General features: G+C 68.4%; 31 protein-coding genes. 23 read left to right on the forward strand and 8 right to left on the reverse strand.

Going from position 1 to position 21307, the window contains the following annotated elements:
* Positions 1-118 precede the first annotated feature (118 nt).
* The 5 genes from ABT070_RS46255 to ABT070_RS10725 form a co-directional block, all read right to left on the reverse strand.
* Positions 119-526: a hypothetical protein gene (locus ABT070_RS46255; RefSeq protein WP_451101751.1), complete on the reverse strand. Its 408-nt coding sequence runs from the start codon at positions 524-526 to the stop codon at positions 119-121.
* A gap of 116 nt (positions 527-642) precedes the next feature.
* Positions 643-933, reverse strand: a complete 291-nt coding sequence (locus ABT070_RS10710) for a hypothetical protein (protein WP_054238774.1) — start codon at positions 931-933, stop codon at positions 643-645.
* Positions 934-1038: 105 nt separating this feature from the next.
* Positions 1039-1641 carry a phage tail tube protein gene (locus tag ABT070_RS10715; protein WP_020132649.1) on the reverse strand — a complete coding sequence of 201 codons (603 nt, stop codon included), beginning with the start codon at positions 1639-1641 and terminating at the stop codon, positions 1039-1041.
* A gap of 143 nt (positions 1642-1784) precedes the next feature.
* On the reverse strand, positions 1785-2198 hold the full coding sequence (locus ABT070_RS10720; RefSeq protein ID WP_351757688.1) for a phage tail termination protein: 414 nt from the start codon (positions 2196-2198) through the stop codon (positions 1785-1787).
* 545 nt (positions 2199-2743) lie between these two features.
* Positions 2744-3235, reverse strand: a complete 492-nt coding sequence (locus tag ABT070_RS10725) for a helix-turn-helix domain-containing protein (protein WP_351757691.1) — start codon at positions 3233-3235, stop codon at positions 2744-2746.
* A 222-nt stretch (positions 3236-3457) separates the two neighbouring features.
* On the opposite strand from ABT070_RS10725, the gene ABT070_RS10730 reads away from it, so the two are divergent.
* The 3 genes from ABT070_RS10730 (at position 3458) to ABT070_RS10740 (ending at position 4804) form a co-directional block, all read left to right on the forward strand.
* Complete coding sequence (locus ABT070_RS10730) at positions 3458-3856, forward strand: WhiB family transcriptional regulator (protein ID WP_351757693.1); 399 nt, start codon at positions 3458-3460, stop codon at positions 3854-3856.
* Positions 3849-4511, forward strand: coding sequence for a hypothetical protein (locus ABT070_RS10735; protein WP_351757696.1), 663 nt, complete (start codon positions 3849-3851; stop codon positions 4509-4511). The genes ABT070_RS10730 and ABT070_RS10735 overlap by 8 nt, the downstream gene beginning before the upstream one ends.
* A 125-nt stretch (positions 4512-4636) precedes the next feature.
* The gene (locus ABT070_RS10740; protein ID WP_502990162.1) at positions 4637-4804 is read left to right on the forward strand and encodes a MerR family transcriptional regulator; all 168 of its coding nucleotides are present in this window, start codon (positions 4637-4639) and stop codon (positions 4802-4804) included.
* A 106-nt stretch (positions 4805-4910) separates the two neighbouring features.
* Here the strand turns inward: ABT070_RS10740 and ABT070_RS10745 are convergent, their stop codons facing one another.
* Positions 4911-6188, reverse strand: coding sequence for a putative hexosyltransferase (locus tag ABT070_RS10745; RefSeq protein WP_351757699.1), 1278 nt, complete (start codon positions 6186-6188; stop codon positions 4911-4913).
* A 141-nt stretch (positions 6189-6329) separates the two neighbouring features.
* On the opposite strand from ABT070_RS10745, the gene ABT070_RS10750 reads away from it, so the two are divergent.
* The 5 genes from ABT070_RS10750 to tuf all read left to right on the forward strand — a co-directional run bounded on the left by ABT070_RS10750 (position 6330) and on the right by tuf (position 12058).
* Positions 6330-7439, forward strand: a complete 1110-nt coding sequence (locus ABT070_RS10750) for a glycosyltransferase family 2 protein (protein ID WP_351757701.1) — start codon at positions 6330-6332, stop codon at positions 7437-7439.
* Positions 7440-7696: 257 nt separating this feature from the next.
* Positions 7697-8068, forward strand: a complete 372-nt coding sequence (gene rpsL, locus ABT070_RS10755; protein WP_003948652.1) for a 30S ribosomal protein S12 — start codon at positions 7697-7699, stop codon at positions 8066-8068.
* Positions 8069-8071: 3 nt separating this feature from the next.
* Positions 8072-8542, forward strand: coding sequence for a 30S ribosomal protein S7 (gene rpsG, locus ABT070_RS10760; RefSeq protein ID WP_020132641.1), 471 nt, complete (start codon positions 8072-8074; stop codon positions 8540-8542).
* 39 nt (positions 8543-8581) lie between these two features.
* Positions 8582-10708, forward strand: coding sequence for an elongation factor G (gene fusA / locus ABT070_RS10765; RefSeq protein WP_351757704.1), 2127 nt, complete (start codon positions 8582-8584; stop codon positions 10706-10708).
* Positions 10709-10864: 156 nt separating this feature from the next.
* On the forward strand, positions 10865-12058 hold the full coding sequence (gene tuf / locus ABT070_RS10770) for an elongation factor Tu (protein ID WP_351757707.1): 1194 nt from the start codon (positions 10865-10867) through the stop codon (positions 12056-12058).
* Positions 12059-12166: 108 nt separating this feature from the next.
* Here the strand turns inward: tuf and ABT070_RS10775 are convergent, their stop codons facing one another.
* Together ABT070_RS10775 and ABT070_RS10780 are read right to left on the reverse strand one after the other, a co-directional pair.
* Entirely contained in the window at positions 12167-13201 is a 1035-nt protein-coding gene (locus tag ABT070_RS10775; protein WP_351757710.1) for a hypothetical protein, read from the reverse strand.
* On the reverse strand, positions 13194-13799 hold the full coding sequence (locus tag ABT070_RS10780) for an RNA polymerase sigma factor (RefSeq protein WP_351757713.1): 606 nt from the start codon (positions 13797-13799) through the stop codon (positions 13194-13196). Before ABT070_RS10780 ends, ABT070_RS10775 begins: the two co-directional genes overlap by 8 nt.
* 533 nt (positions 13800-14332) lie before the next feature.
* Between ABT070_RS10780 and rpsJ the strand changes: the two genes are divergently transcribed.
* From rpsJ to ABT070_RS10855, 15 genes are all read left to right on the forward strand, one after another.
* Positions 14333-14641, forward strand: coding sequence for a 30S ribosomal protein S10 (gene rpsJ / locus ABT070_RS10785; RefSeq protein WP_003948644.1), 309 nt, complete (start codon positions 14333-14335; stop codon positions 14639-14641).
* Positions 14642-14659: 18 nt separating this feature from the next.
* Positions 14660-15304 (forward strand): 50S ribosomal protein L3, encoded by a 645-nt coding sequence (gene rplC / locus ABT070_RS10790; RefSeq protein ID WP_351757716.1) that lies wholly within the window; start codon positions 14660-14662, stop codon positions 15302-15304.
* Positions 15305-15311: 7 nt separating this feature from the next.
* On the forward strand, positions 15312-15968 hold the full coding sequence (rplD, locus tag ABT070_RS10795; protein WP_020132635.1) for a 50S ribosomal protein L4: 657 nt from the start codon (positions 15312-15314) through the stop codon (positions 15966-15968).
* A complete protein-coding gene (gene rplW, locus ABT070_RS10800) occupies positions 15968-16387 on the forward strand; it encodes a 50S ribosomal protein L23 (RefSeq protein ID WP_020132634.1) in 420 nt (139 codons plus the stop codon). Before rplD ends, rplW begins: the two co-directional genes overlap by 1 nt.
* 40 nt (positions 16388-16427) lie before the next feature.
* Positions 16428-17264, forward strand: a complete 837-nt coding sequence (gene rplB, locus ABT070_RS10805) for a 50S ribosomal protein L2 (protein WP_020132633.1) — start codon at positions 16428-16430, stop codon at positions 17262-17264.
* A gap of 12 nt (positions 17265-17276) precedes the next feature.
* Complete coding sequence (rpsS, locus tag ABT070_RS10810; RefSeq protein ID WP_020132632.1) at positions 17277-17558, forward strand: 30S ribosomal protein S19; 282 nt, start codon at positions 17277-17279, stop codon at positions 17556-17558.
* A 41-nt stretch (positions 17559-17599) separates the two neighbouring features.
* Positions 17600-17947 carry a 50S ribosomal protein L22 gene (gene rplV, locus ABT070_RS10815; RefSeq protein ID WP_054238783.1) on the forward strand — a complete coding sequence of 116 codons (348 nt, stop codon included), beginning with the start codon at positions 17600-17602 and terminating at the stop codon, positions 17945-17947.
* Positions 17947-18780, forward strand: a complete 834-nt coding sequence (gene rpsC, locus ABT070_RS10820; protein WP_054238784.1) for a 30S ribosomal protein S3 — start codon at positions 17947-17949, stop codon at positions 18778-18780. The genes rplV and rpsC overlap by 1 nt, the downstream gene beginning before the upstream one ends.
* Before the next feature lie 5 nt (positions 18781-18785).
* Positions 18786-19205 (forward strand): 50S ribosomal protein L16, encoded by a 420-nt coding sequence (rplP, locus tag ABT070_RS10825; RefSeq protein WP_006140905.1) that lies wholly within the window; start codon positions 18786-18788, stop codon positions 19203-19205.
* The gene (rpmC, locus tag ABT070_RS10830; RefSeq protein WP_005481220.1) at positions 19205-19429 is read left to right on the forward strand and encodes a 50S ribosomal protein L29; all 225 of its coding nucleotides are present in this window, start codon (positions 19205-19207) and stop codon (positions 19427-19429) included. Before rplP ends, rpmC begins: the two co-directional genes overlap by 1 nt.
* Positions 19429-19716, forward strand: a complete 288-nt coding sequence (gene rpsQ, locus ABT070_RS10835; RefSeq protein ID WP_351757722.1) for a 30S ribosomal protein S17 — start codon at positions 19429-19431, stop codon at positions 19714-19716. The genes rpmC and rpsQ overlap by 1 nt, the downstream gene beginning before the upstream one ends.
* Before the next feature lie 103 nt (positions 19717-19819).
* Positions 19820-20188: a 50S ribosomal protein L14 gene (gene rplN / locus ABT070_RS10840; protein ID WP_003992364.1), complete on the forward strand. Its 369-nt coding sequence runs from the start codon at positions 19820-19822 to the stop codon at positions 20186-20188.
* Between the two features lie 2 nt (positions 20189-20190).
* Positions 20191-20514, forward strand: coding sequence for a 50S ribosomal protein L24 (gene rplX, locus ABT070_RS10845; protein WP_030039760.1), 324 nt, complete (start codon positions 20191-20193; stop codon positions 20512-20514).
* Positions 20514-21071: a 50S ribosomal protein L5 gene (gene rplE, locus ABT070_RS10850; protein ID WP_020132628.1), complete on the forward strand. Its 558-nt coding sequence runs from the start codon at positions 20514-20516 to the stop codon at positions 21069-21071. Before rplX ends, rplE begins: the two co-directional genes overlap by 1 nt.
* Positions 21072-21076: 5 nt before the next feature.
* Positions 21077-21262 carry a type Z 30S ribosomal protein S14 gene (locus ABT070_RS10855; RefSeq protein WP_030890724.1) on the forward strand — a complete coding sequence of 62 codons (186 nt, stop codon included), beginning with the start codon at positions 21077-21079 and terminating at the stop codon, positions 21260-21262.
* Positions 21263-21307 lie beyond the last annotated feature (45 nt).

Genomic DNA, 21307 nt, shown 5'->3' on the forward strand with positions numbered 1-21307 from the left:
GATCGTCCGGCGGTCGTCCGGCATTCGTCCGGCATTCGTCCGGCGGGCGACCGGGCGACCGGGCGGATCAGCGGATGGGGCGGGTCGGCCGACGAAGTGAGTCAGCCGGGCAAGCTGGTCAGCCGAAGAAGCGGGCCAGTTGGAATGCCGACGGTGCTTCGTCCGGCGCGGGAGTCCGCGACCGGTCCGCCGCGCTGTCCGGCCCCGGGGCCGACCGTCCGACGTCCCCGGAGCGCTCTCCGTACTCGCCGGACTCTCCGTACTCGCCGGACCTCCCGTGCCCCTCCTCGTACACGTCGCCGTCGTCGTAGACGTCGTTCTCGGCCCGGTCCGTCGGACGCGGCACCGGAGCCGGGGCGTCCGGCTGCTCCCCCTCCTCCGAGTTGACGCAGGCGAACATCCAGTTGGCGGCCGCCAGATGGTCCACGGCGGCGGCCAGCAGATGGTCGGTCACCGACCACTCGGCGGCCTCGCCGTGCAGTTCCCGGTTCAGCGCGCTGTCGCGCGGCAACTGCTTGACGAGCACCGCGAGCCGCCGCGCGGAGAGGCGCTCGCGGTGCCAGTCGAGCAGGTCGATCCCGTAATAGCGGAGCAGGTCCGCTTCGAGGGCCTCGGCGTGTTCGTCGACGAACCCGACGAGGCTCAGCCTTCCCCCAGGCCGAGCCCGGTCTCCTTGCCGTAGGCCTCCAGGATCGCCGCGATGTCCTGCATGGTGACCTCGTGCCGCTCGAAGCGGGCGAACTGCTGCTCACCCATGAGCAGCCCGAGCAGCCCGTCCACGTCGTTGTCGTCGAGCTCGCGCAACGCCTTCGCGGTGGCGCGGGTCAGCTCCGTGGGCAGGGTGAAGCTCTCGTCGTCGAGCTCGAACGACCAGGTACGGCCGAGGGCTTCGAGGCGCTGGGCGCGGGCGGCGTTGACGTCGAAACGGGCCATGGCGATGGGTGCTCCTTGGGTTCTCGGGTCATCGGGAGTCAGCGGGAGGTGTGGGCCCGGGGCGGGGCGGGCGGCCGGTGTCGGCGCCCGCCCCGCCCCGGTGGGTCAGGACGCGGCGTACGCGGCGTCCTTCATCACGAAGCTGGCCAGCGCCGAACCGTCGGCGGCGGCCATCGCCGTGTAGGTGATGCCGAGCTGGGCCGCCGACTTGCGGGCCAGCTTGATGTCGTCCGCCGCCGTGACCTGGCCGCGCGGAACACCGAAGCGGTAGGTCACCGTGGCGCCGTCGGAGGCACGGACGTCCGTGAACTCCAGGCCGAGGGCGCGCACGTCGGCGTACGGGCGGTCGGCGATCTCGTACTTGTAGACGCCGGTCGAGCCGGTGACCGCCTCGACCGCGCCGCCGCCCATGAAGAACGGCAGCGTGTCCTCGTTGAACTGCATCAGCGAGAACTTCAGGGTCAGGTCGCGGTCCGAGTACACGAAGTGCACCGGGCTCACGGCCTGCCACACGTCGACCGGCTCCAGCTTGTCCTTCTTGCTGAAGGTGACGCCCTCACCGGAGGTGAAGCCGAGGTTCTTCCAACCGGTGGCCCAGTCGGTGGACGGGTCGGTGGAGAAGGTCGTCGGAACCTTGGTGTCGGCGGCGGCGACGTAGAGCCGGCCGACGCCTGCGATGCGGATCTCGGAGGAGTTGGTTCCTGCCATGGGTGGGTCTCCTTATAGAGGGGTGATGCGGGGCGCCGTTCCCGGCCGTTCCGGGTACGGAGAAGGCCCCGCCGACTCGCGGATGCGAGGGCGGGGCCTTCGGTCTGTGGGGTGCGGCCTCCGGGCGGATCGCCCGGGGCCTGTCAGTAGACGTCCAGGTACACCTTGAGCACGGCCACGTAGCGATTGGCCGCGCGGTAGAGGTAGTCGGGCAGCCAGCGCGGGCCGTCCTGCTCCTCCACCTCGGTGATGAGGTTCGTGCCGTACCGGTTGCCGGCCGCGGCCAGCAGCGCGCGGCGGGCGGAGTTGGCCAGGACGTGCGCGGCCTGCTTGGTCGGGCCGTACACCTCCAGCTCGATCAGCGGCTGGTCGACGTGCAGTTCGCCGATCCAGGCGCCGCCGCGCCGGTTGACGAGGACGGCGGCGGTCGTGCCGTCGAAATTCGCGGGCGGTTCGACGGCGACGAGCGCCGTGGAGAGCGCCGAGTCGGCCTCCAGGATGTCGACGACCAGGGCCTCGACGTCCGGGAAGGCGCTCGGTGGGGTGGGTGTGGTCATGCCGGGTCACCTCGCCGGGAAGAAGGGGAAGTCGCCGGGCGGGCGCCGCACGGGGGCGGGGAAGGGGAGGCGCGCGGCGCCTCGGCCCGGCTGACGGCGGCGGGTGCGGCCCGCTCGGGGCTCGCGGGCACAGCTCCGCCGCTGCACCAACTGTGACAGACGAGCGTGCGCGCACGCAACTAAAACGGCGAGAGAGATGTGAGAGGAGGTGCGGGAGGGGCGAAGGCGAGGGGGTGGCGCGAGGGCGGCGCGGGAGTGAGCGCAGGTCACGAAGGGGGGAGTGCGCGGTCAGGAAGGGGGGAGTGCGCAGGTCAGGAGGGGGAGCGTGCGCGCAGGTCATGAAGGGGGTGCGCGTGTCGGCAGGGGGAGCGCGGCACGGGGAGCGCGGAGGGGGGAGGGGGGAGGGTGAGGGGGGAGCGCAGGGGTTGGTCGTGGTGCGGGTCGGCGAAGCCGTGGGTGGTGCCGTCGACCGGAGCTCCCGTCGGCCCACGGGCGCCCTTCGATCGGAACCGTCACGGCATGCGTGACCGGTGGTCCCGGCCGGGTCAGTCGGCGGTGGGCGCGGCCGCGGCCGTCTCCACCAGGACCCGCCGGTCCTCACGCGCCTGCGTCACCTCGGCCTCGGCCTCGCTCGGCAGGAACTGCTCCACCACCCTGACGAACATCTCCCGCCGGTCGGCGGGCACGCCCAGCAGGTCGGCGACCTCCTCCAGGGTGGGGCGGCGGCCGAACTCGGCGCTGGGCGCGGGAGAGGCCAGGTAGTCGTGCGGGTCGGCCAGTTCCTCCGCGGTCAGCCGGCCGGAGCGGATGAGCATGTCGCGCACCGGCACGCCGAGCACGCGGGCGAGCCTGCGGGTGGTCTCGAGGTCCGGCATGCTCTGCCGCTGGAGCAGGCGGGTGACCGCGGCGCGGTGCACGCCGGCCTCGTCCGCGATCCGCGACTTGCCGCCGCCGCGTGGGCTGTCGATGTCGTAGCCGCGTTCGCGCATGAGGTCTTCGACCCACGCGGCGAATGCGTCCAAGCCCTGGTTGGTCATGTCTTTCTCTCTTCCTTCGGGGGTGGGCAAGAGTTTAGCTTGCTTGCGCGCGCGGAATTACGTGCTCTCGAGCAAGCACTGAGGAAAATTCGTGCTGTTCGTGGAGATTCGGGGGACGTCGAAGGCTCCGGCCCGTCGGAATTTCGTTGCGGGCGCGCACGCAATCTGTAGTCTGGGGGGCGTTCACCCAGTACGGCTCGTTCACGAACCCAGGGGGGTCCCATGTCCATGCCCGAAACGAACTCCTGCCCATCAGCCCCCGGTTGGCAGTCCGCGGCCGCCTGTGGCGGGCTCTCCCCGCGGGTCGTCTTCTCCAAGAAGGCCAAGGTCGCCGCCCCCGCGCTCCGGGCCTGCGCCGACTGCCGCGTGCGGCGGGCCTGCGAGGAGGCGGTGGCACCGGCCGACAACTGGTTCGACGGCGTCTGCGGCGGCCGTCTCTGGCGCTCCGGCCGCCCGGTCCCCGTACCCGCGCACCTCCTGTCGCCGGCCACGACCGCCGGCCTCGCCCCCCTCCCGACTCAGGCGGTCGGCCTCGCCCACCTCCCGGCTCCGGCCGCCCACCTCCCGGCTACGGCCACCGGCCTCGTCCACCTCCCGGCTCAGGGCGGCACCCGTGGCTGAAGCCTGCGAGGACCGACCCACCGCCCAGGCCGCCCTCTGGATCGGCACACTTCTCCAGCAGTTCCCCGAACTGTCCACGGAACTGGTGCCCGGCCGTACCAGCCCCGCCCACCGCCCCGTCGCACCGCGGCCCCCCGTCGATCTCGGCGCCCGCCTGCGCGAGGAGCGCGAGGAGCAGCTGCTCCTCCAGCAGCGGCACGGCCTGGTGGCCCCCGGCCACGGCGCGGCCCCGCTCCGCCTGCATGTCTCCGACGCCATCCGCGACATCACCGACGGCGTCCTCGAACTGGAGGAGGCGGTACGCGACCGGCTCGGTCTGCCCCGTCCGCGCCGCGCCCCCGTGCCCGAGCGGCTGCGCAGGATCGCGTCCCTCCTCGACCGCGTGGCCGCCGACACCGTCCTGGCCGCGCACGTACGCGACGAGACCCGCCGGATGGCCCGCCGCTGCGCCCGCGCGCTGGGCGACACCGAGACCGTCGTACGGGTCGCGGGCCGCTGCCCCTGGTGCGACTCCGTCTCCCTGCGGGCCTTCCCCGACCGCGCGGCCGTCCTCTGCGTCAACCCGGCCTGCCGCTGCCCGGAACCGGACTGCGGCTGTCACGACGATCCGGCCTACCGGCACACCTGGGACGAGGGGGAGTGGGCGCGCGCATGAGCACCTCGGACCGACCGACCGCGGACCGACGCACTCCGGACCGGAGCACCCCCGATCGACGAGCCCCCGATCGACGCGCTTCCGATCGACGCGCTTCCGATCGACGCGCCGCCGGGCGACCGACCCTGATTCCGGGCCCCCTGGCGGCCCAGGAGGTCGGTGTGGCCCCCGCCACCATCCGCAAGTGGGTCCAGCTGGGGCACCTCGCGCCGGCCGGCAAGGCGGGACGGGCCCAGCTCTTCCGGCTGGAGGACGTGTTCGCCGCAGAACGCGCCACCCGCCGGGCCCGGTGACCTCCGGCCCCCGCGCCGCACCGGGTCACCGCGCCGGACCACCGCACCGCACCGGACCACCGCACCGCACCGGACCACCGCACCGCGCCAGGTCACCGCGTCGGGTCTACGGAATGCCCAACTCGAAGATCACGTAGTGCGCGTACCACCCCGACGCGAGGGCCGCCGTCCCGAAGAACACCGCCAGGCTCGGCCACTTCAGCCGGCTCAGCGCCGCCGCCGGGGCCAGCAGCAGCGGGAAGACCGGCAGCAGGTACCGCCCCGTGTTGCCGAACATCTGCTGGGTGCCCAGCACGGTGATCACACTCGCCAGCGTGTACGCCACCAGCACCAGCGGCGGTTTCCTGCGGAGCATCAGCGCGATCAGGAAGGGCAGCGCCAGCACCAGCTGTACGCCGAGGAGGTCGGGGACCGAGAACGCGAACAGATAGTCGTGGCGACCGATCGCGGTGTTGCCCAGCACGTCGAGCGTGTAGGAGCCGAAGTCGAAATAGTGCGCCCACCCCTCGCGCTGGAGCGTGAAGTACGCGGTGAGGTCGCCCATGCTGAGACCGACCCAGGTGACGTAGGTGAGCAGGCCGAGCGGCGCGGCGAACATGGCGTACAGGGGCCCCGACACCCCGTGCTCGCGCCTGCTCTCCCGCCGGGCCAGGGTGACGATCGCGGCGAGCCCGACCGCGCCGATGAGGGCGGCGGAGGTCGGCCGGTTGAGCCCGGCCACGAAGGCGAGCAGCCCCGCCGCGACCCATCGCCGCTTCATCACGCAGTAGCAGCACCAGGAGGCGATGGCGACGAAGACCGACTCCGAGTAGACCGCCCACTCCACGCCCGCCCCGGGCACCACCGCCCACAGCCCGGCCGCGATCGTGCCCGCCCGCACTCCGGCGAGCGTCGCGACCACGGCGTAGACGCCGGCGGCCGCGACGAAGGAGGCGAGCACCGAGACCAGGATCCCGGAGCCGAACAGCCCCAGCCCGGTGATCTCGGAGACGCCCCGGATCAGGCCCGGGTAGAGCGGGAAGAAGGCGACCGAGTTCTGCTTGACGGTGAAGAGGCCGCCGGGGGCGAGCTGCTCCAGCGGGCGGGGGTCGTACCCCTTCTCGGCGACCTGGAGGTACCACCAGCCGTCCCAGGTGGCCAGGACGTCCCACCAGTGGGCGCCGCCGCCGAAGCGCGGGTTCTTCTTCTGGTATTCGTCGGCCGACTCCAGGAGCCAGGCGAAGACGGACAGGCCCACGAGCTTCGTGACGCCGTAGAGGAGCAGCGGAGCGAGGTACGGTCGTACACCGTCCGGCAGGCTGAGGCGGCGCAGTCTCCGCGAGCGCTCCTGTGGCCCGTCGGGCACGGCGGAGTCCGTCGCCGTGTCGCTGGAAGCCGTGCTCATGGCTGGGGTCCCCCCTCGGCCGATCGCCGGACACCCAGGGGCGGCACCGCTGTCCGGATGATCGTGAAGTGTGGTCATAAGAGTGCGGTCATAAGATCGCAACAGAGTCGCACATGTGCGCCACAGGTTGGGGGAGGACGGGTGACCGAAGCGCCGAACGCCACGGCCGCGGCGACCGTCTTGTCGGTCGTCATACCCATGTACAACGAGGAAGAGGTGCTTCCCGCGCTGGTCAGCCGGTTGCGCCCGGTCCTGGCGGACCTCGGCGTCGGCTACGAGGTGGTCGCCGTCGACGACGGCAGCACCGACCGCACGGCCGAGCTGCTGGCCGCCTTCCGGCTGGGCTGGCCGGAACTGCGGGTCATCGGCCTGCGCCGCAACTCCGGTCACCAGGCCGCCCTCACCGCGGGCCTGGACCGCGCGCACGGCGCGTACGTCGTCAGCATCGACGCCGACCTCCAGGACCCGCCGGAGAAGATCCCCGAGATGCTCGGGCTGGCCCGCGCCGAGGGGCTCGACATCGTCTACGGCATCCGCGCCGACCGGGCCAGCGACACCGGCTTCAAGCGGTGGACGGCGGGCCTGTACTACCGGCTCGTCCGCCGTCTCGCCGGACCGTCGGTGCCGGCCCAGGCCGGTGACTTCCGGCTGCTGAGCCGGGCCGCCGTGGACGCCCTGAAGGCCCTGCCGGACCAGCAGCGGGTCTACCGCCTCCTCGTGCCCTGGCTGGGCTTCCCCAGCGGAGAGGTGCGCTACGAGCGCGCCCCGCGCCCGGCGGGCCAGAGCAAGTACCCCCTCGGCCGGATGATCCGGCTGGCCGTCGACAGCGTCACGGGCTTCTCGGCGGCTCCCCTGCGCATCGCCACCTGGCTGGGCGGCTTCGCGTTCCTGGTCTGCCTGGGCCTGATGATCTACACCCTGAGCGCCCACGCCTTCCAGCACACCGTTCCCGGCTGGACCTCCCTCTTCACCGGCGTGCTGTTCATCGGCGCGGTCCAGCTGATCTGCGTCGGCCTGCTCGGCGAGTACGTCGGCCGCATCTATACGGCCGTCCAGAACCGTCCGACGTACTTCATCGGTCACGACACGGCGTCGGATGCGGCGGCGGACACGGCGGGAGATCCGGCGGCTGGCGCCGGGAAGCGGCCGTCGCGGGCCGGCGACCCGGTCGTGCCGTCCCCGGCGTCGCCCCCGGAGGGCTCCGCGGACGCCGCGGCCCCGGTATCACAGGGGTCGGGACGGCGCTCGTAAACCTCCGGCGTGTCGGGGGCGCGGGTTCTGTTTTGACCGGAGTGAATGCGCTAGGTACGCTCAGACCTTGTGCCTGGGGTGTGCCCTGGCCCTCGTGCGTGTCTTCAACCGCACACGGGGCCTAGCTAGCGGCCACCGTGATCTGCGCCTCTTCCTGCCTTACGGCGGAAGTTCGCCGGATCCGACACACCCGACCGCGTGGGTCGGCGAAGTTCCAGGTTAGCTTCACCATTCGGCACACAGAAACCGGAGAAGTAGTGCCTACGATCCAGCAGCTGGTCCGGAAGGGCCGGCAGGACAAGGTCGAGAAGAACAAGACGCCCGCACTCGAGGGTTCGCCCCAGCGTCGCGGCGTCTGCACGCGTGTGTTCACGACCACCCCGAAGAAGCCGAACTCGGCCCTGCGTAAGGTCGCGCGTGTGCGTCTGACCAGCGGTATCGAGGTCACTGCTTACATTCCGGGTGAGGGACACAACTTGCAGGAGCACTCCATCGTGCTCGTGCGTGGTGGCCGTGTGAAGGACCTGCCCGGTGTTCGCTACAAGATCATCCGCGGTTCCCTTGACACCCAGGGTGTCAAGAACCGCAAGCAGGCCCGCAGCCGCTACGGCGCCAAGAAGGAGAAGTAAACAATGCCTCGTAAGGGCCCTGCCCCGAAGCGCCCGGTCATCATCGACCCGGTCTACGGTTCTCCTCTTGTCACGTCGCTCATCAACAAGGTGCTGCTGAACGGCAAGCGCTCCACCGCCGAGCGCATCGTCTACGGCGCCATGGAGGGCCTGCGCGAGAAGACCGGCAACGACCCGGTCATCACGCTGAAGCGCGCTCTCGAGAACATCAAGCCGACCATCGAGGTCAAGTCCCGCCGTGTCGGTGGCGCGACCTACCAGGTCCCGATCGAGGTCAAGCCGGGTCGCGCGAGCACCCTGGCGCTGCGCTGGCTCGTCGGTTACTCCCGCGCCCGTCGCGAGAAGACCATGACCGAGCGCCTCCTCAACGAGCTTCTCGACGCGTCCAACGGCCTCGGCGCCGCTGTGAAGAAGCGCGAGGACACCCACAAGATGGCCGAGTCCAACAAGGCCTTCGCGCACTACCGCTGGTAGTCGCTACCCACATCGAGACCGAGAGAAGACGAAAGCCTTATGGCTACCACTTCACTTGACCTGGCCAAGGTCCGCAACATTGGGATCATGGCCCACATCGACGCGGGCAAGACGACCACCACCGAGCGGATCCTGTTCTACACCGGCGTCTCCTACAAGATCGGTGAGGTCCACGACGGCGCCGCGACCATGGACTGGATGGAGCAGGAGCAGGAGCGTGGCATCACGATCACCTCTGCTGCCACCACCTGTCACTGGCCGCTGGCCGATGTCGACCACACCATCAACATCATCGACACCCCGGGCCACGTCGACTTCACCGTCGAGGTGGAGCGTTCGCTTCGCGTGCTCGACGGTGCCGTGACGGTGTTCGACGGCGTCGCGGGTGTCGAGCCCCAGTCCGAGACCGTGTGGCGTCAGGCGGACCGCTACGGCGTCCCGCGTATCTGCTTCGTCAACAAGCTCGACCGCACCGGTGCCGAGTTCCACCGCTGTGTCGACATGATCAGCAGCCGCCTCGGTGCGACGCCGATCGTCATGCAGCTCCCGATCGGTGCCGAAGCCGACTTCAAGGGCGTCGTCGACCTGGTCACGATGAAGGCCTTCGTGTGGTCCGCCGAGGCGGAGAAGGGCGAGATGTACGACGTGGTCGACATCCCGGCCACCCACACCGAGGCTGCCGAGGAGTACCGCGGCAAGCTCGTCGAGACCGTCGCCGAGAACGACGACGAGATCATGGAGCTGTACCTGGAGGGCCAGGAGCCTTCCGTGGAGCAGCTGTACGCCGCGATCCGTCGGATCACCATCGCGTCCGGCAAGTCCAGCGACATCACGGTCACCCCCGTGTTCTGCGGTACCGCGTTCAAGAACAAGGGCGTTCAGCCCCTGCTCGACGCGGTCGTGCGCTACCTTCCCTCCCCCCTGGACGTCGAGGCCATCGAAGGCCACGACGTCAAGGACCCGGAGCTGGTCGTCAAGCGCAGGCCGTCCGAGGACGAGCCGCTGTCCGCGCTCGCGTTCAAGATCATGAGCGACCCGCACCTGGGCAAGCTCACCTTCGTCCGGGTCTACTCGGGCCGCCTGGTGTCCGGCACTGCCGTGCTGAACTCCGTCAAGGGCAAGAAGGAGCGCATCGGCAAGATCTACCGCATGCACGCGAACAAGCGTGAGGAGATCGAGGCGGTCGGCGCCGGCGACATCGTCGCCGTCATGGGTCTGAAGCAGACCACGACCGGCGAGACGCTGTGCGACGACAAGCAGCCGGTGATCCTGGAGTCCATGGACTTCCCGGCTCCGGTCATCCAGGTCGCCATCGAGCCCAAGTCGAAGGGCGACCAGGAGAAGCTGGGCATCGCGATCCAGCGCCTGGCCGAGGAGGACCCGTCGTTCCAGGTCCACTCGGACGAGGAGACCGGCCAGACCATCATCGGTGGCATGGGCGAGCTGCACCTCGAGGTGCTGGTCGACCGTATGCGCCGTGAGTTCAAGGTCGAGGCCAACGTCGGCAAGCCGCAGGTCGCCTACCGCGAGACCATCCGCAAGGCGGTCGACCGGGTCGACTACACGCACAAGAAGCAGACCGGTGGTACCGGCCAGTTCGCGAAGGTGCAGATCGCGATCGAGCCGATCGAGGGCGGCGACGCCTCGTACGAGTTCGTGAACAAGGTGACCGGTGGTCGTATCCCGAAGGAGTACATCCCTTCGGTCGACGCCGGTGCGCAGGAGGCCATGCAGTTCGGCATCCTCGCCGGTTACGAGATGACCGGCGTGCGCGTCACCCTGCTCGACGGTGGCTACCACGAGGTCGACTCCTCCGAGCTCGCGTTCAAGATCGCCGGTTCGCAGGCCTTCAAGGAGGCCGCGCGCAAGGCCAGCCCCGTGCTGCTCGAGCCGATGATGGCCGTCGAGGTCACCACGCCCGAGGACTACATGGGCGAGGTCATCGGCGACATCAACTCCCGCCGTGGTCAGATCCAGGCCATGGAGGAGCGGGCCGGTGCCCGCGTCGTCAAGGGCCTGGTGCCCCTGTCGGAGATGTTCGGCTACGTCGGCGACCTCCGCAGCAAGACGTCGGGTCGCGCAAGCTACTCGATGCAGTTCGACTCCTACGCCGAGGTTCCCCGGAACGTCGCCGAGGAGATCATCGCGAAGGCCAAGGGCGAGTAACACACTCGGTTTACACGCCGTAGGCTTGACTCCGGAGCCTCAAGGGGCAAACAGCCGCATCCCCGGATGTTTGCCCCCTGGACCCGGGCTTTCCAGCAAAGATCACCTGGCGCCGATGAAGCAAGGCGTTCCAGAACCACTCCCAGGAGGACCCCCGTGGCGAAGGCGAAGTTCGAGCGGACTAAGCCGCACGTCAACATCGGCACCATCGGTCACATCGACCACGGTAAGACGACCCTCACGGCCGCCATTACCAAGGTGCTGCACGACAAGTACCCGGACCTGAACGAGGCCTCGGCCTTCGACCAGATCGACAAGGCTCCCGAAGAGCGTCAGCGCGGTATCACCATCTCCATCGCGCACGTCGAGTACCAGACGGAGGGCCGCCACTACGCCCACGTCGACTGCCCGGGTCACGCGGACTACATCAAGAACATGATCACCGGTGCCGCGCAGATGGACGGCGCGATCCTCGTGGTCGCCGCCACCGACGGCCCGATGCCGCAGACCAAGGAGCACGTGCTCCTGGCCCGCCAGGTCGGCGTTCCGTACATCGTCGTCGCCCTGAACAAGGCCGACATGGTGGACGACGAGGAGATCCTGGAGCTCGTCGAGCTCGAGGTCCGTGAGCTCCTCTCCGAGTACGAGTTCCCGGGCGACGACCTGCCGGTCGTCAAGGTCTCGGCGCTCAAGGCGCTCGAGGGCGACGCCGAGTGGGGTCAGTCGGTTCTCGACCTCATGGCCGCCGTCGACGAGGCGATCCCGACCCCCGAGCGTGACGTCGACAAGCCGTTCCTCATGCCCGTCGAGGACGTCTTCACGATCACCGGTCGCGGTACGGTCGTCACCGGCCGTATCGAGCGTGGTGTCCTGAAGGTCAACGAGACCGTTGACATCATCGGCATCAAGCAGGAGAAGACCACCACCACGGTCACCGGCATCGAGATGTTCCGCAAGCTGCTCGACGAGGGCCAGGCCGGTGAGAACGTCGGTCTGCTGCTCCGCGGCATCAAGCGCGAGGACGTCGAGCGCGGCCAGGTCATCATCAAGCCGGGTTCGGTCACGCCGCACACCGACTTCGAGGCCCAGGCCTACATCCTGTCCAAGGACGAGGGTGGCCGCCACACGCCGTTCTTCAACAACTACCGTCCGCAGTTCTACTTCCGTACGACGGACGTGACGGGCGTTGTGACCCTCCCCGAGGGCACCGAAATGGTGATGCCGGGTGACAACACCGAGATGAAGGTGGAGCTCATCCAGCCCATCGCCATGGAAGAGGGCCTGAAGTTCGCCATCCGCGAGGGTGGTCGCACGGTGGGCGCCGGCCAGGTCACCAAGATCACCAAGTAGTTCTTGCTGATCGACCTGGTAGCTCCAGCTTGAGCTGAGCACCTGAGAGGGCCCGTACGACTTCGGTCGCACGGGCCCTCTCGCATGTTCCCGGCCACCCGGCCAGGCTCAGTTCCGCTCGCCGGCCTTGTCGACGACGACCGTGGCGACACGGGTGGCCGTGGCGAGGACGGTCCCCTTCGCCACGAACAGGCCCCCGGAGGCCTTGCCGCCCACGTAGTAGCCCATTCCGGCCACCCAGCGGACACCCCGGTAGGCGAAGGTCTCCGGGTCGAGCAGCACCTGCATGCTGTTGCGCTCGTACGCGTAGTCACGGAAGTTGCCGTCGACGCCGATGGCCACGACCTTCCGTCCCTCGCCGTCGGTCACCTCTACCGGCTCGGTCGCTCCCTCCAGTCCCGTGATGATCCGGTAGATCGTCCGAGCCTTGTCGGCCGGGACGACGGAGGCTCCGGAGAGCACCTCGACCACCTCGTCGAAGTCGCGCTGGGCCTGGGTCAGCCGGTACGCGCTGGTGACGCGGGTGGGGACGGACTTCTTGAGGATCGCCTTCAGGGCGGCGCCGGGGTCGTCGGGCAGCGCGGCCAGCAGGGCGTCCGTCTGCTGGGGCGGGAGCATCTGTCCGGGCGCGGAGCCGGCGAGTTCGGCCCACGCCCGGACGCCGTCCGCATCGCCGTTGCTCGTGTCCGGCACGGCCGTGGACCGGCCGTCGTAGCGGATCCAGTGGTCCGAGTCGAACGACGTCGGTGTCTTCGTGTCGCACGGGCGCGTTCCGGGTGACAGATCGAACGAGCCGGCCTCGCTGTACGCGAGGGAGCTCCTGACGGCGGGGCAGTTCAGCAGGACCAGCCGAACCCGCTGGTACACCCAGGAGTCCGGCCGGGCGGTCGCCGTCGGAGCCGGCCCCGTCGGCGTCCTGTCGTCCTCGCGCAGCGTCAGGGTGGAGAGCAGCGCCGCGGCCGTCACCGCGGCGACCGCTCCCGCCGCTTTGAGCTGCCACCCGGCCCGGCCGCGCCGGGGTGGTCCGGCGATCTCGTCCAGCAGCCGCCGGTGGGCCGGGGCGAGCCGGGCACGGTCGGGCAGGGGAGCGTCGGCGCGCAGCTGTCGGACCGCCGTCACCTCGTCCATCGCCGGTTCAGCCATGGCCGATCACCTCCGCGGAGTCGCGTACGAACGTGGGGTCCGCATCGCCGAGTGCGAGGCGTACCTTCCTGCGGGCCCGGTTGAGGCGGGAGCGCACCGTGCCCACCGGGATGGACAGCGCCTGGGCGACCTCCTGGTAGCCGAGGTCCGCCCAGGCGACCAGCAGCAGGACGTCCCTGTCGCCGCGCGAGAGACCGGCCAGCGCGCCTGCCAGGCGGCCCTGCGCGGCCTGCGCGGTGACGCGGCTGTCGCTGCGGTCGGTCCAGGAGTCGGCCACGGGGTCGTGTCCCGTGCGGGCCAGGGCTCTGAGCGCCCGCACCTCGGCACGGCGCTGCTTGCCGATGAGGTTGGCGGCGATTCCGTACAGCCAGGGCCGGGCGCCGGCGCGGGAGGCGTCGTAGCGTCCCCGGGTGCGGAACGCGGCCAGAAAGGTCTCGGCGGTGATGTCCTCGGCCGCGTCCTCGCCCAGGCGTCGGGCCGCGTACCGGTGGATCACCGCGGCGTGCCGGTGATAGAGCTCCCCGAACAACTCGGGCCGGGTCAGGGAGTCGGCGATGACGGATGCGTCCTCGTCATGTCTGCCAGGTGGGCTGTTCACGCGGGCTCCGTGTCTGCCGTCGGTCGGATACACCCGTTGTTACCCGGAGCCCTCGAACGGGTTCACGGTGACCGGCCTCACAAGCGGGCCTCGAAAAGCCCGGGTTGGAGCGGCTCGGCGTTTGACCTACGTCACGTCCGGGGTATTGTCTCCGGCTCGATTGGCGGAGGCAGTGCCCCATATGGCAGACTGTCGGAGTTGCTCGGTCGAGTGTTGATGTTGCGCGCCTCCCGCCGGGAGGACCGAAAGCGAGTCCCACAGTACTCGTCGCCCTAACTGCCTGTTGGCAGCGCTGGGGCGGACGTACGGGAATCTTTCGGGAAGTGTCAATAGAGCGCCGACCAGGCACCCGGTGGGCCTTTCGTCCCCGGCTTGCGGTTCCGGAAGGGCCGTGCTTTCCCAGCAGGGATGTTCGAACAAGGGGCATCTGTGTCGGTGACAGCGCGACACACCCGACCGCGTGGGTCGGCGGAACGAAGTAAACAGACCATCTGGTTCCAGAGCGTTAGAAGAGACAGGACTACTGAGTAGCCATGGCGGGACAGAAGATCCGCATCCGGCTCAAGGCCTACGACCACGAGGTCATCGATTCCTCGGCGAAGAAGATCGTCGAGACGGTGACCCGCACTGGTGCGTCGGTCGCGGGCCCGGTGCCGCTGCCCACTGAGAAGAACGTGTACTGCGTCATCAAGTCGCCGCACAAGTACAAGGACTCGCGCGAGCACTTCGAGATGCGCACGCACAAGCGTCTGATCGACATTCTCGACCCGACGCCCAAGACCGTTGACTCTTTGATGCGACTCGACCTCCCGGCCGGTGTCGACATCGAGATCAAGCTCTAGGGGCCGGTGATCTGAAGAATGGCTAAGCAGATCAAGGGCATCCTGGGCGAGAAGCTCGGCATGACGCAGGTGTGGGACGAGAACAACCGTGTTGTTCCGGTCACCGTCGTCAAGGCCAGTGCCAACGTCGTGACCCAGGTCCGTACGAACGACAGTGACGGCTACGAGTCGGTCCAGATCGCCTTCGGCGAGATCGACCCGCGCAAGGTGAACAAGCCCCTCAAGGGTCACTTCGCCAAGGCCGACGTCACCCCCCGTCGCCACCTCGTCGAGATCCGCACCGCGGACGCCTCCGAGTACACGCTGGGCCAGGAGATCACCGCTGAGGTGTTCGAGGCCGGCGTGAAGGTCGACGTGACCGGCAAGAGCAAGGGCAAGGGCTTCGCCGGTGTCATGAAGCGTCACAACTTCAAGGGCCTCGGCGCCGGACACGGCACCCAGCGCAAGCACCGCTCGCCCGGTTCCATCGGTGGCTGCGCCACCCCGGGCCGCGTGTTCAAGGGCCTCCGCATGGCGGGTCGCATGGGCAACGAGCGTGTCACCACCCAGAACCTGACCGTCCACGCCGTTGACGCGGAGAAGGGTCTGCTGCTCATCAAGGGCGCTGTCCCCGGTCCGAACGGCGGCCTCGTCCTGGTCCGCACTGCGGCCAAGGGGGCCTGAGGTACCGATGAGCACTGTTGACATCCTTTCGCCTGCAGGCGAGAAGACCGGAAGCGTCGAGCTCCCCGCGGAGATCTTCGGCGTGGAGAAGATCAGCATCCCGCTGATCCACCAGGTCGTCGTCGCGCAGAACGCGGCTGCCCGTCAGGGCACGCATAAGACCAAGCGCCGCGGTGAAGTCCGCGGTGGCGGTAAGAAGCCTTACCGTCAGAAGGGCACCGGCCGCGCACGCCAGGGCTCGACCCGCGCGCCGCAGTTCGCCGGCGGTGGCGTCGTCCACGGCCCGCAGCCGCGTGACTACTCGCAGCGGACCCCGAAGAAGATGAAGGCTGCCGCTCTGCGTCACGCCCTCACCGACCGGGCCCGCCACAACCGCATTCACGTCGTCACCGGCGTGATCGAGGGCGAGGCTCCCTCCACGAAGGCCGCTCGTACGCTGTTCGGCAAGATCTCGGAGCGCAAGAACCTGCTCCTGGTCGTCGACCGCGCCGACGAGGCCGCGTGGCTGTCCGCCCGCAACCTGCCCCAGGTGCACATCCTGGAGCCGGGCCAGCTGAACACGTACGACGTGATCGTCTCGGACGACGTGGTCTTCACCCAGGCCGCTCTCGAGTCCTTCGTCGCCGGCCCGCAGGCCAACGACACCGAAGGGAGTGACGCCTGATGGCTACGCGTCACCCGAGCATCGCCTCCAAGGCGGCCAAGGTCGCCAAGGCCGCGCGCGTCGCCAAGGCGAAGCGCCACGCCACCGAAGGCAAGAACACCGTCGTCACCGCGCCCAGCAAGGCGTTCACGGACCTCCGTGACGTGCTGCTGAAGCCGGTCGTGTCGGAGAAGAGCTACGCGCTCCTCGACGAGAACAAGTACACGTTCATCGTCGCCCCGAACGCCAACAAGACCCAGATCAAGCAGGCCGTCCAGGCGGTCTTCTCGGTCAAGGTCACCGGCGTCAACACGATCAACCGCATCGGCAAGCGCAAGCGCACCAAGACCGGTTTCGGTCAGCGTGCCGGCACGAAGCGCGCGATCGTGACCCTTGCCGAGGGCGACCGTATCGACATCTTCGGCGGTCCGACCGCCTGAGGGCGGTCCGGATCGTCCGATATCGGACGAGGACTGAATAATGGGAATCCGCAAGTACAAGCCGACTACGCCGGGCCGTCGTGGCTCCAGCGTCGCCGACTTCGTCGAGGTCACGCGGTCCACGCCGGAGAAGTCGCTGGTCCGCCCGCTGCACAGCAAGGGCGGCCGTAACAACGCCGGTCGTGTGACCGTTCGCCACCAGGGTGGCGGACACAAGCGCGCCTACCGAGTGATCGACTTCCGTCGTCACGACAAGGACGGCGTGCCGGCGAAGGTCGCGCACATCGAGTACGACCCCAACCGCACCGCGCGCATCGCGCTGCTGCACTATGCCGACGGCGAGAAGCGCTACATCCTCGCCCCGCGCAACCTGTCGCAGGGCGACCGCGTCGAGAACGGTCCCGGGGCCGACATCAAGCCGGGCAACAACCTGGCGCTCCGCAACATCCCGGTCGGTACCACGATCCACGCGATCGAGATCCGTCCCGGTGGCGGCGCCAAGTTCGCCCGCTCCGCCGGTGCCTCGGTGCAGCTGCTCGCGAAGGAGGGCACGATGGCCCACCTTCGTATGCCGTCCGGTGAGATCCGTCTGGTCGACCAGCGCTGCCGCGCCACGGTCGGCGAGGTCGGCAACGCCGAGCAGAGCAACATCAACTGGGGCAAGGCCGGCCGTAAGCGCTGGCTGGGCGTCCGCCCGACCGTTCGCGGTGTGGCGATGAACCCGGTTGACCACCCCCACGGTGGTGGTGAGGGCAAGACCTCCGGTGGTCGCCACCCGGTCAGCCCCTGGGGTCAGAAGGAGGGTCGTACTCGTTCGCCGAAGAAGGCTTCGAACAAGTACATCGTCCGCCGCCGCAAGACGAACAAGAAGCGCTAGGAGCGGGTTTAGATGCCGCGCAGTCTCAAGAAGGGGCCCTTCGTCGACGGACACCTCGTAAAGAAGGTGGACGCCCAGAACGAAGCCGGTTCCAAGAACGTCATCAAGACCTGGTCCCGTCGCTCGATGATCATCCCGGCCATGCTGGGTCACACGATCGCGGTGCACAACGGCAAGACCCACATTCCGGTGTTTGTCACCGAGTCGATGGTCGGCCACAAGCTCGGCGAGTTCTCGCCGACGCGCACCTTCCGGGGTCACGTCAAGGACGACCGGAAGTCGAAGCGCCGCTAACGCGGGGTGGAATGACCATGACAGACACTGGAAGGACAACCATGGAAGCCAGGGCCCAGGCGCGGTACATCCGCGTCACGCCCATGAAGGCCCGCCGGGTGGTGGACCTTATCCGTGGCATGGACGCCACGGAGGCTCAGGCGGTCCTGCGTTTCGCCCCGCAGGCCGCGAGCGTGCCGGTCGGCAAGGTGCTTGACAGCGCCATTGCCAACGCCGCGCACAACTACGACCACACTGACGCCGACAGCCTCTTCATCTCCGAGGCGTACGTCGACGAGGGTCCGACCCTGAAGCGGTTCCGTCCGCGTGCCCAGGGCCGCGCATACCGGATCCGCAAGCGGACCAGCCACATCACCGTGGTCCTCAGCAGCAAGGAAGGATCCCGGTAATGGGCCAGAAGGTTAACCCGCATGGGTTCCGGCTCGGCATCACCACGGACTTCAAGTCCCGTTGGTACGCCGACAAGTCGTACAAGGAATACGTCGGAGAAGACGTCGCCATCCGTCGGATGATGACGTCCGGCATGGAGCGCGCCGGCATCTCGAAGGTGGAGATCGAGCGCACCCGTGACCGCGTGCGTGTGGACATCCACACCGCTCGCCCGGGCATCGTCATCGGCCGCCGCGGCGCCGAGGCCGACCGTATCCGCGGCGACCTGGAGAAGCTGACCAAGAAGCAGGTCCAGCTGAACATCCTCGAGGTCAAGAACCCCGAGGTCGACGCTCAGCTGGTGGCTCAGGCCGTCGCCGAGCAGCTCTCCTCCCGCGTCTCCTTCCGTCGCGCCATGCGTAAGAGCATGCAGTCGGCGATGAAGGCCGGCGCCAAGGGCATCAAGATCCAGTGCGGTGGCCGCCTCGGTGGCGCCGAGATGTCCCGCTCGGAGTTCTACCGCGAGGGCCGTGTGCCCCTGCACACGCTCCGCGCGAACGTGGACTACGGCTTCTTCGAGGCCAAGACGACCTTCGGCCGCATCGGCGTGAAGGTCTGGATCTACAAGGGCGATGTCAAGAACATCGCCGAGGTCCGCGCCGAGAACGCTGCTGCCCGCGCCGGCAACCGCCCGGCCCGTGGTGGCGGCGGCGCCGACCGCCCGGCCCGTGGTGGCCGTGGTGGCGAGCGTGGCGGTCGCGGTCGCAAGCCGCAGCAGGCTCCCGCTGCCGAGGCCCCCAAGGCCGAGGCTCCGGCGGCCGCTCCGGCTGAGAGCACCGGAACGGAGGCCTGACCGAAATGCTGATCCCCCGTAGGGTCAAGCACCGCAAGCAGCACCACCCGAAGCGCCGCGGTCAGGCCAAGGGCGGTACGACGGTCTCGTTCGGCGAGTACGGCATTCAGGCCCTCACGCCGGCGTACGTGACCAACCGCCAGATCGAAGCAGCGCGTATCGCGATGACCCGCCACATCAAGCGTGGCGGCAAGGTCTGGATCAACATCTACCCGGACCGCCCGCTCACGAAGAAGCCTGCCGAGACCCGCATGGGTTCCGGTAAGGGTTCTCCCGAGTGGTGGATCGCGAACGTGCACCCGGGACGGGTCATGTTCGAACTGTCCTACCCCAACGAGAAGATCGCCCGTGAGGCCCTCACTCGCGCAGCCCACAAGCTGCCGATGAAGTGCCGGATCGTCAAGCGCGAGGCAGGTGAAGCGTGATGTCGGCCGGTACCAAGGCGTCCGAGCTGCGCGAACTGGGTGACGAGGAGCTTCTCAACAAGCTCCGCGAAGCCAAGGAAGAGCTGTTCAACCTCCGCTTCCAGGCGGCGACGGGTCAGCTCGAGAACCACGGTCGGCTCAAGGCCGTCCGTAAGGACATCGCGCGGATCTACACCCTGATGCGTGAGCGCGAGCTGGGCATCGAGACGGTGGAGAGCGCCTGATGAGCGAGAGCAACGTGACTGAGAACACCCCCGAGGCGCGCGGTTTCCGCAAGACCCGTGAGGGTCTCGTCGTCAGCGACAAGATGGACAAGACCGTCGTCGTCGCCGTCGAGGACCGCGTGAAGCACGCGCTGTACGGCAAGGTCATCCGCCGTACGAACAAGCTCAAGGCTCACGACGAGCAGAACGCCGCAGGCGTCGGCGACCGTGTCCTCCTCGCGGAGACCCGGCCGCTGTCCTCGACGAAGCGCTGGCGCATCGTCGAGATCCTCGAAAAGGCCAAGTAATTCTCCTGCGGGCATCCCCGCAGGACAGTTCCGCCAGGCTCGGTGAGCTCCGTAGGTCACTTACGGAGCTCGCCGGGAACCGGCAGACACACAGGAGATAGACGTGATCCAGCAGGAGTCGCGACTGCGCGTCGCCGACAACACTGGTGCGAAGGAAATCCTTTGCATCCGTGTGCTCGGTGGCTCCGGTCGCCGCTACGCGGGCATCGGCGACGTCATCGTCGCCACCGTCAAGGACGCGATCCCCGGCGGTAACGTGAAGAAGGGTGACGTCATCAAGGCGGTCATCGTTCGCACCGTCAAGGAGCGTCGCCGTCCGGACGGCTCGTACATCCGCTTCGACGAGAACGCCGCTGTCATTCTGAAGAACGACGGTGACCCTCGTGGCACCCGCATCTTCGGCCCGGTCGGCCGGGAGCTGCGCGAGAAGAAGTTCATGAAGATCATCTCGCTGGCTCCGGAGGTGCTGTAAGCATGAAGATCAAGAAGGGCGACCTGGTCCAGGTCATCACGGGTAAGGACAAGGGCAAGCAGGGCAAGGTCATCGCGGCCTTCCCCCGCGAGGACCGTGTCCTGGTCGAGGGTGTCAACCGGGTCAAGAAGCACACGAAGGCCGGTCCGACGGCCAAGGGCTCGCAGGCCGGCGGCATCGTGACCACCGAAGCCCCGATCCACGTGTCCAACGTTCAGTTGGTCGTGGAGAAGGACGGCAACAAGGTCGTCACGCGCGTCGGTTACCGCTTCGACGACGAGGGCAACAAGATCCGCGTTGCCAAGCGGACGGGTGAGGACATCTGATGGCTACCACCACGACTCCGCGTCTCAAGACGAAGTACCGCGAGGAGATCGCGGGCAAGCTGCGTGAGGAGTTCTCCTACGAGAACGTCATGCAGATCCCCGGCCTCGTCAAGATCGTGGTCAACATGGGTGTCGGCGACGCCGCCCGTGACTCGAAGCTCATGGACGGTGCCGTCCGTGACCTGACCACCATCACCGGTCAGAAGCCGGCCATCACCAAGGCCCGCAAGTCCATCGCGCAGTTCAAGCTGCGCGAGGGTCAGCCGATCGGTGCCCACGTCACGCTTCGTGGCGACCGCATGTGGGAGTTCCTGGACCGCACCCTGTCGCTCGCGCTTCCGCGCATCCGCGACTTCCGTGGTCTGTCCCCCAAGCAGTTCGACGGCCGTGGCAACTACACCTTCGGTCTCACGGAGCAGGTCATGTTCCACGAGATCGACCAGGACAAGATCGACCGTGTCCGGGGTATGGACATCACCGTGGTCACCACGGCGACCAACGACGCTGAGGGCCGTGCGCTCCTTCGTCACCTCGGCTTCCCCTTCAAGGAGGCGTGAGCGAGATGGCGAAGAAGGCTCTGATCGCAAAGGCTGCTCGTAAGCCTAAGTTCGCTGTGCGGGCGTACAACCGCTGCCAGCGTTGCGGCCGTCCCCACTCCGTGTACCGCAAGTTCGGCCTCTGCCGTGTGTGCCTTCGTGAGATGGCTCACCGCGGCGAGCTGCCGGGCGTGACCAAGAGCTCCTGGTAAACCCCCTTTTAAGGGTTCCAGAGGCTCTCGGTAAGCAATGGGCGT

Source organism: Streptomyces sp. NPDC002884 (assembly GCF_040295245.1).
GTDB lineage: Bacteria > Actinomycetota > Actinomycetes > Streptomycetales > Streptomycetaceae > Streptomyces.

Bases quoted from the DNA above. Each gene is read 5' to 3' on its own strand.
- rpsG (WP_020132641.1), top strand. From the start codon at position 8,072: ATGCCTCGTAAGGGCCCTGCCCCGAAGCGCCCGGTCATCATCGACCCG.
- fusA (WP_351757704.1), top strand. From the start codon at position 8,582: ATGGCTACCACTTCACTTGACCTGGCCAAGGTCCGCAACATTGGGATC.
- rplB (WP_020132633.1), top strand. From the start codon at position 16,428: ATGGGAATCCGCAAGTACAAGCCGACTACGCCGGGCCGTCGTGGCTCC.
- rplW (WP_020132634.1), top strand. From the start codon at position 15,968: ATGGCTACGCGTCACCCGAGCATCGCCTCCAAGGCGGCCAAGGTCGCC.
- ABT070_RS10725 (WP_351757691.1), bottom strand. From the start codon at position 3,235: ATGACCAACCAGGGCTTGGACGCATTCGCCGCGTGGGTCGAAGACCTC.
- rplX (WP_030039760.1), top strand. From the start codon at position 20,191: ATGAAGATCAAGAAGGGCGACCTGGTCCAGGTCATCACGGGTAAGGAC.
- ABT070_RS10775 (WP_351757710.1), bottom strand. From the start codon at position 13,201: ATGGCTGAACCGGCGATGGACGAGGTGACGGCGGTCCGACAGCTGCGC.
- rpmC (WP_005481220.1), top strand. From the start codon at position 19,205: ATGTCGGCCGGTACCAAGGCGTCCGAGCTGCGCGAACTGGGTGACGAG.
- rpsS (WP_020132632.1), top strand. From the start codon at position 17,277: ATGCCGCGCAGTCTCAAGAAGGGGCCCTTCGTCGACGGACACCTCGTA.
- ABT070_RS10855 (WP_030890724.1), top strand. From the start codon at position 21,077: ATGGCGAAGAAGGCTCTGATCGCAAAGGCTGCTCGTAAGCCTAAGTTC.
- rplV (WP_054238783.1), top strand. From the start codon at position 17,600: ATGGAAGCCAGGGCCCAGGCGCGGTACATCCGCGTCACGCCCATGAAG.
- ABT070_RS10710 (WP_054238774.1), bottom strand. From the start codon at position 933: ATGGCCCGTTTCGACGTCAACGCCGCCCGCGCCCAGCGCCTCGAAGCC.
- rpsC (WP_054238784.1), top strand. From the start codon at position 17,947: ATGGGCCAGAAGGTTAACCCGCATGGGTTCCGGCTCGGCATCACCACG.
- ABT070_RS10730 (WP_351757693.1), top strand. From the start codon at position 3,458: ATGTCCATGCCCGAAACGAACTCCTGCCCATCAGCCCCCGGTTGGCAG.
- rplP (WP_006140905.1), top strand. From the start codon at position 18,786: ATGCTGATCCCCCGTAGGGTCAAGCACCGCAAGCAGCACCACCCGAAG.
- rpsQ (WP_351757722.1), top strand. From the start codon at position 19,429: ATGAGCGAGAGCAACGTGACTGAGAACACCCCCGAGGCGCGCGGTTTC.
- rplE (WP_020132628.1), top strand. From the start codon at position 20,514: ATGGCTACCACCACGACTCCGCGTCTCAAGACGAAGTACCGCGAGGAG.
- ABT070_RS10720 (WP_351757688.1), bottom strand. From the start codon at position 2,198: ATGACCACACCCACCCCACCGAGCGCCTTCCCGGACGTCGAGGCCCTG.
- rplC (WP_351757716.1), top strand. From the start codon at position 14,660: ATGGCTAAGCAGATCAAGGGCATCCTGGGCGAGAAGCTCGGCATGACG.
- rpsJ (WP_003948644.1), top strand. From the start codon at position 14,333: ATGGCGGGACAGAAGATCCGCATCCGGCTCAAGGCCTACGACCACGAG.
- ABT070_RS10715 (WP_020132649.1), bottom strand. From the start codon at position 1,641: ATGGCAGGAACCAACTCCTCCGAGATCCGCATCGCAGGCGTCGGCCGG.
- rplD (WP_020132635.1), top strand. From the start codon at position 15,312: ATGAGCACTGTTGACATCCTTTCGCCTGCAGGCGAGAAGACCGGAAGC.
- ABT070_RS10745 (WP_351757699.1), bottom strand. From the start codon at position 6,188: ATGAGCACGGCTTCCAGCGACACGGCGACGGACTCCGCCGTGCCCGAC.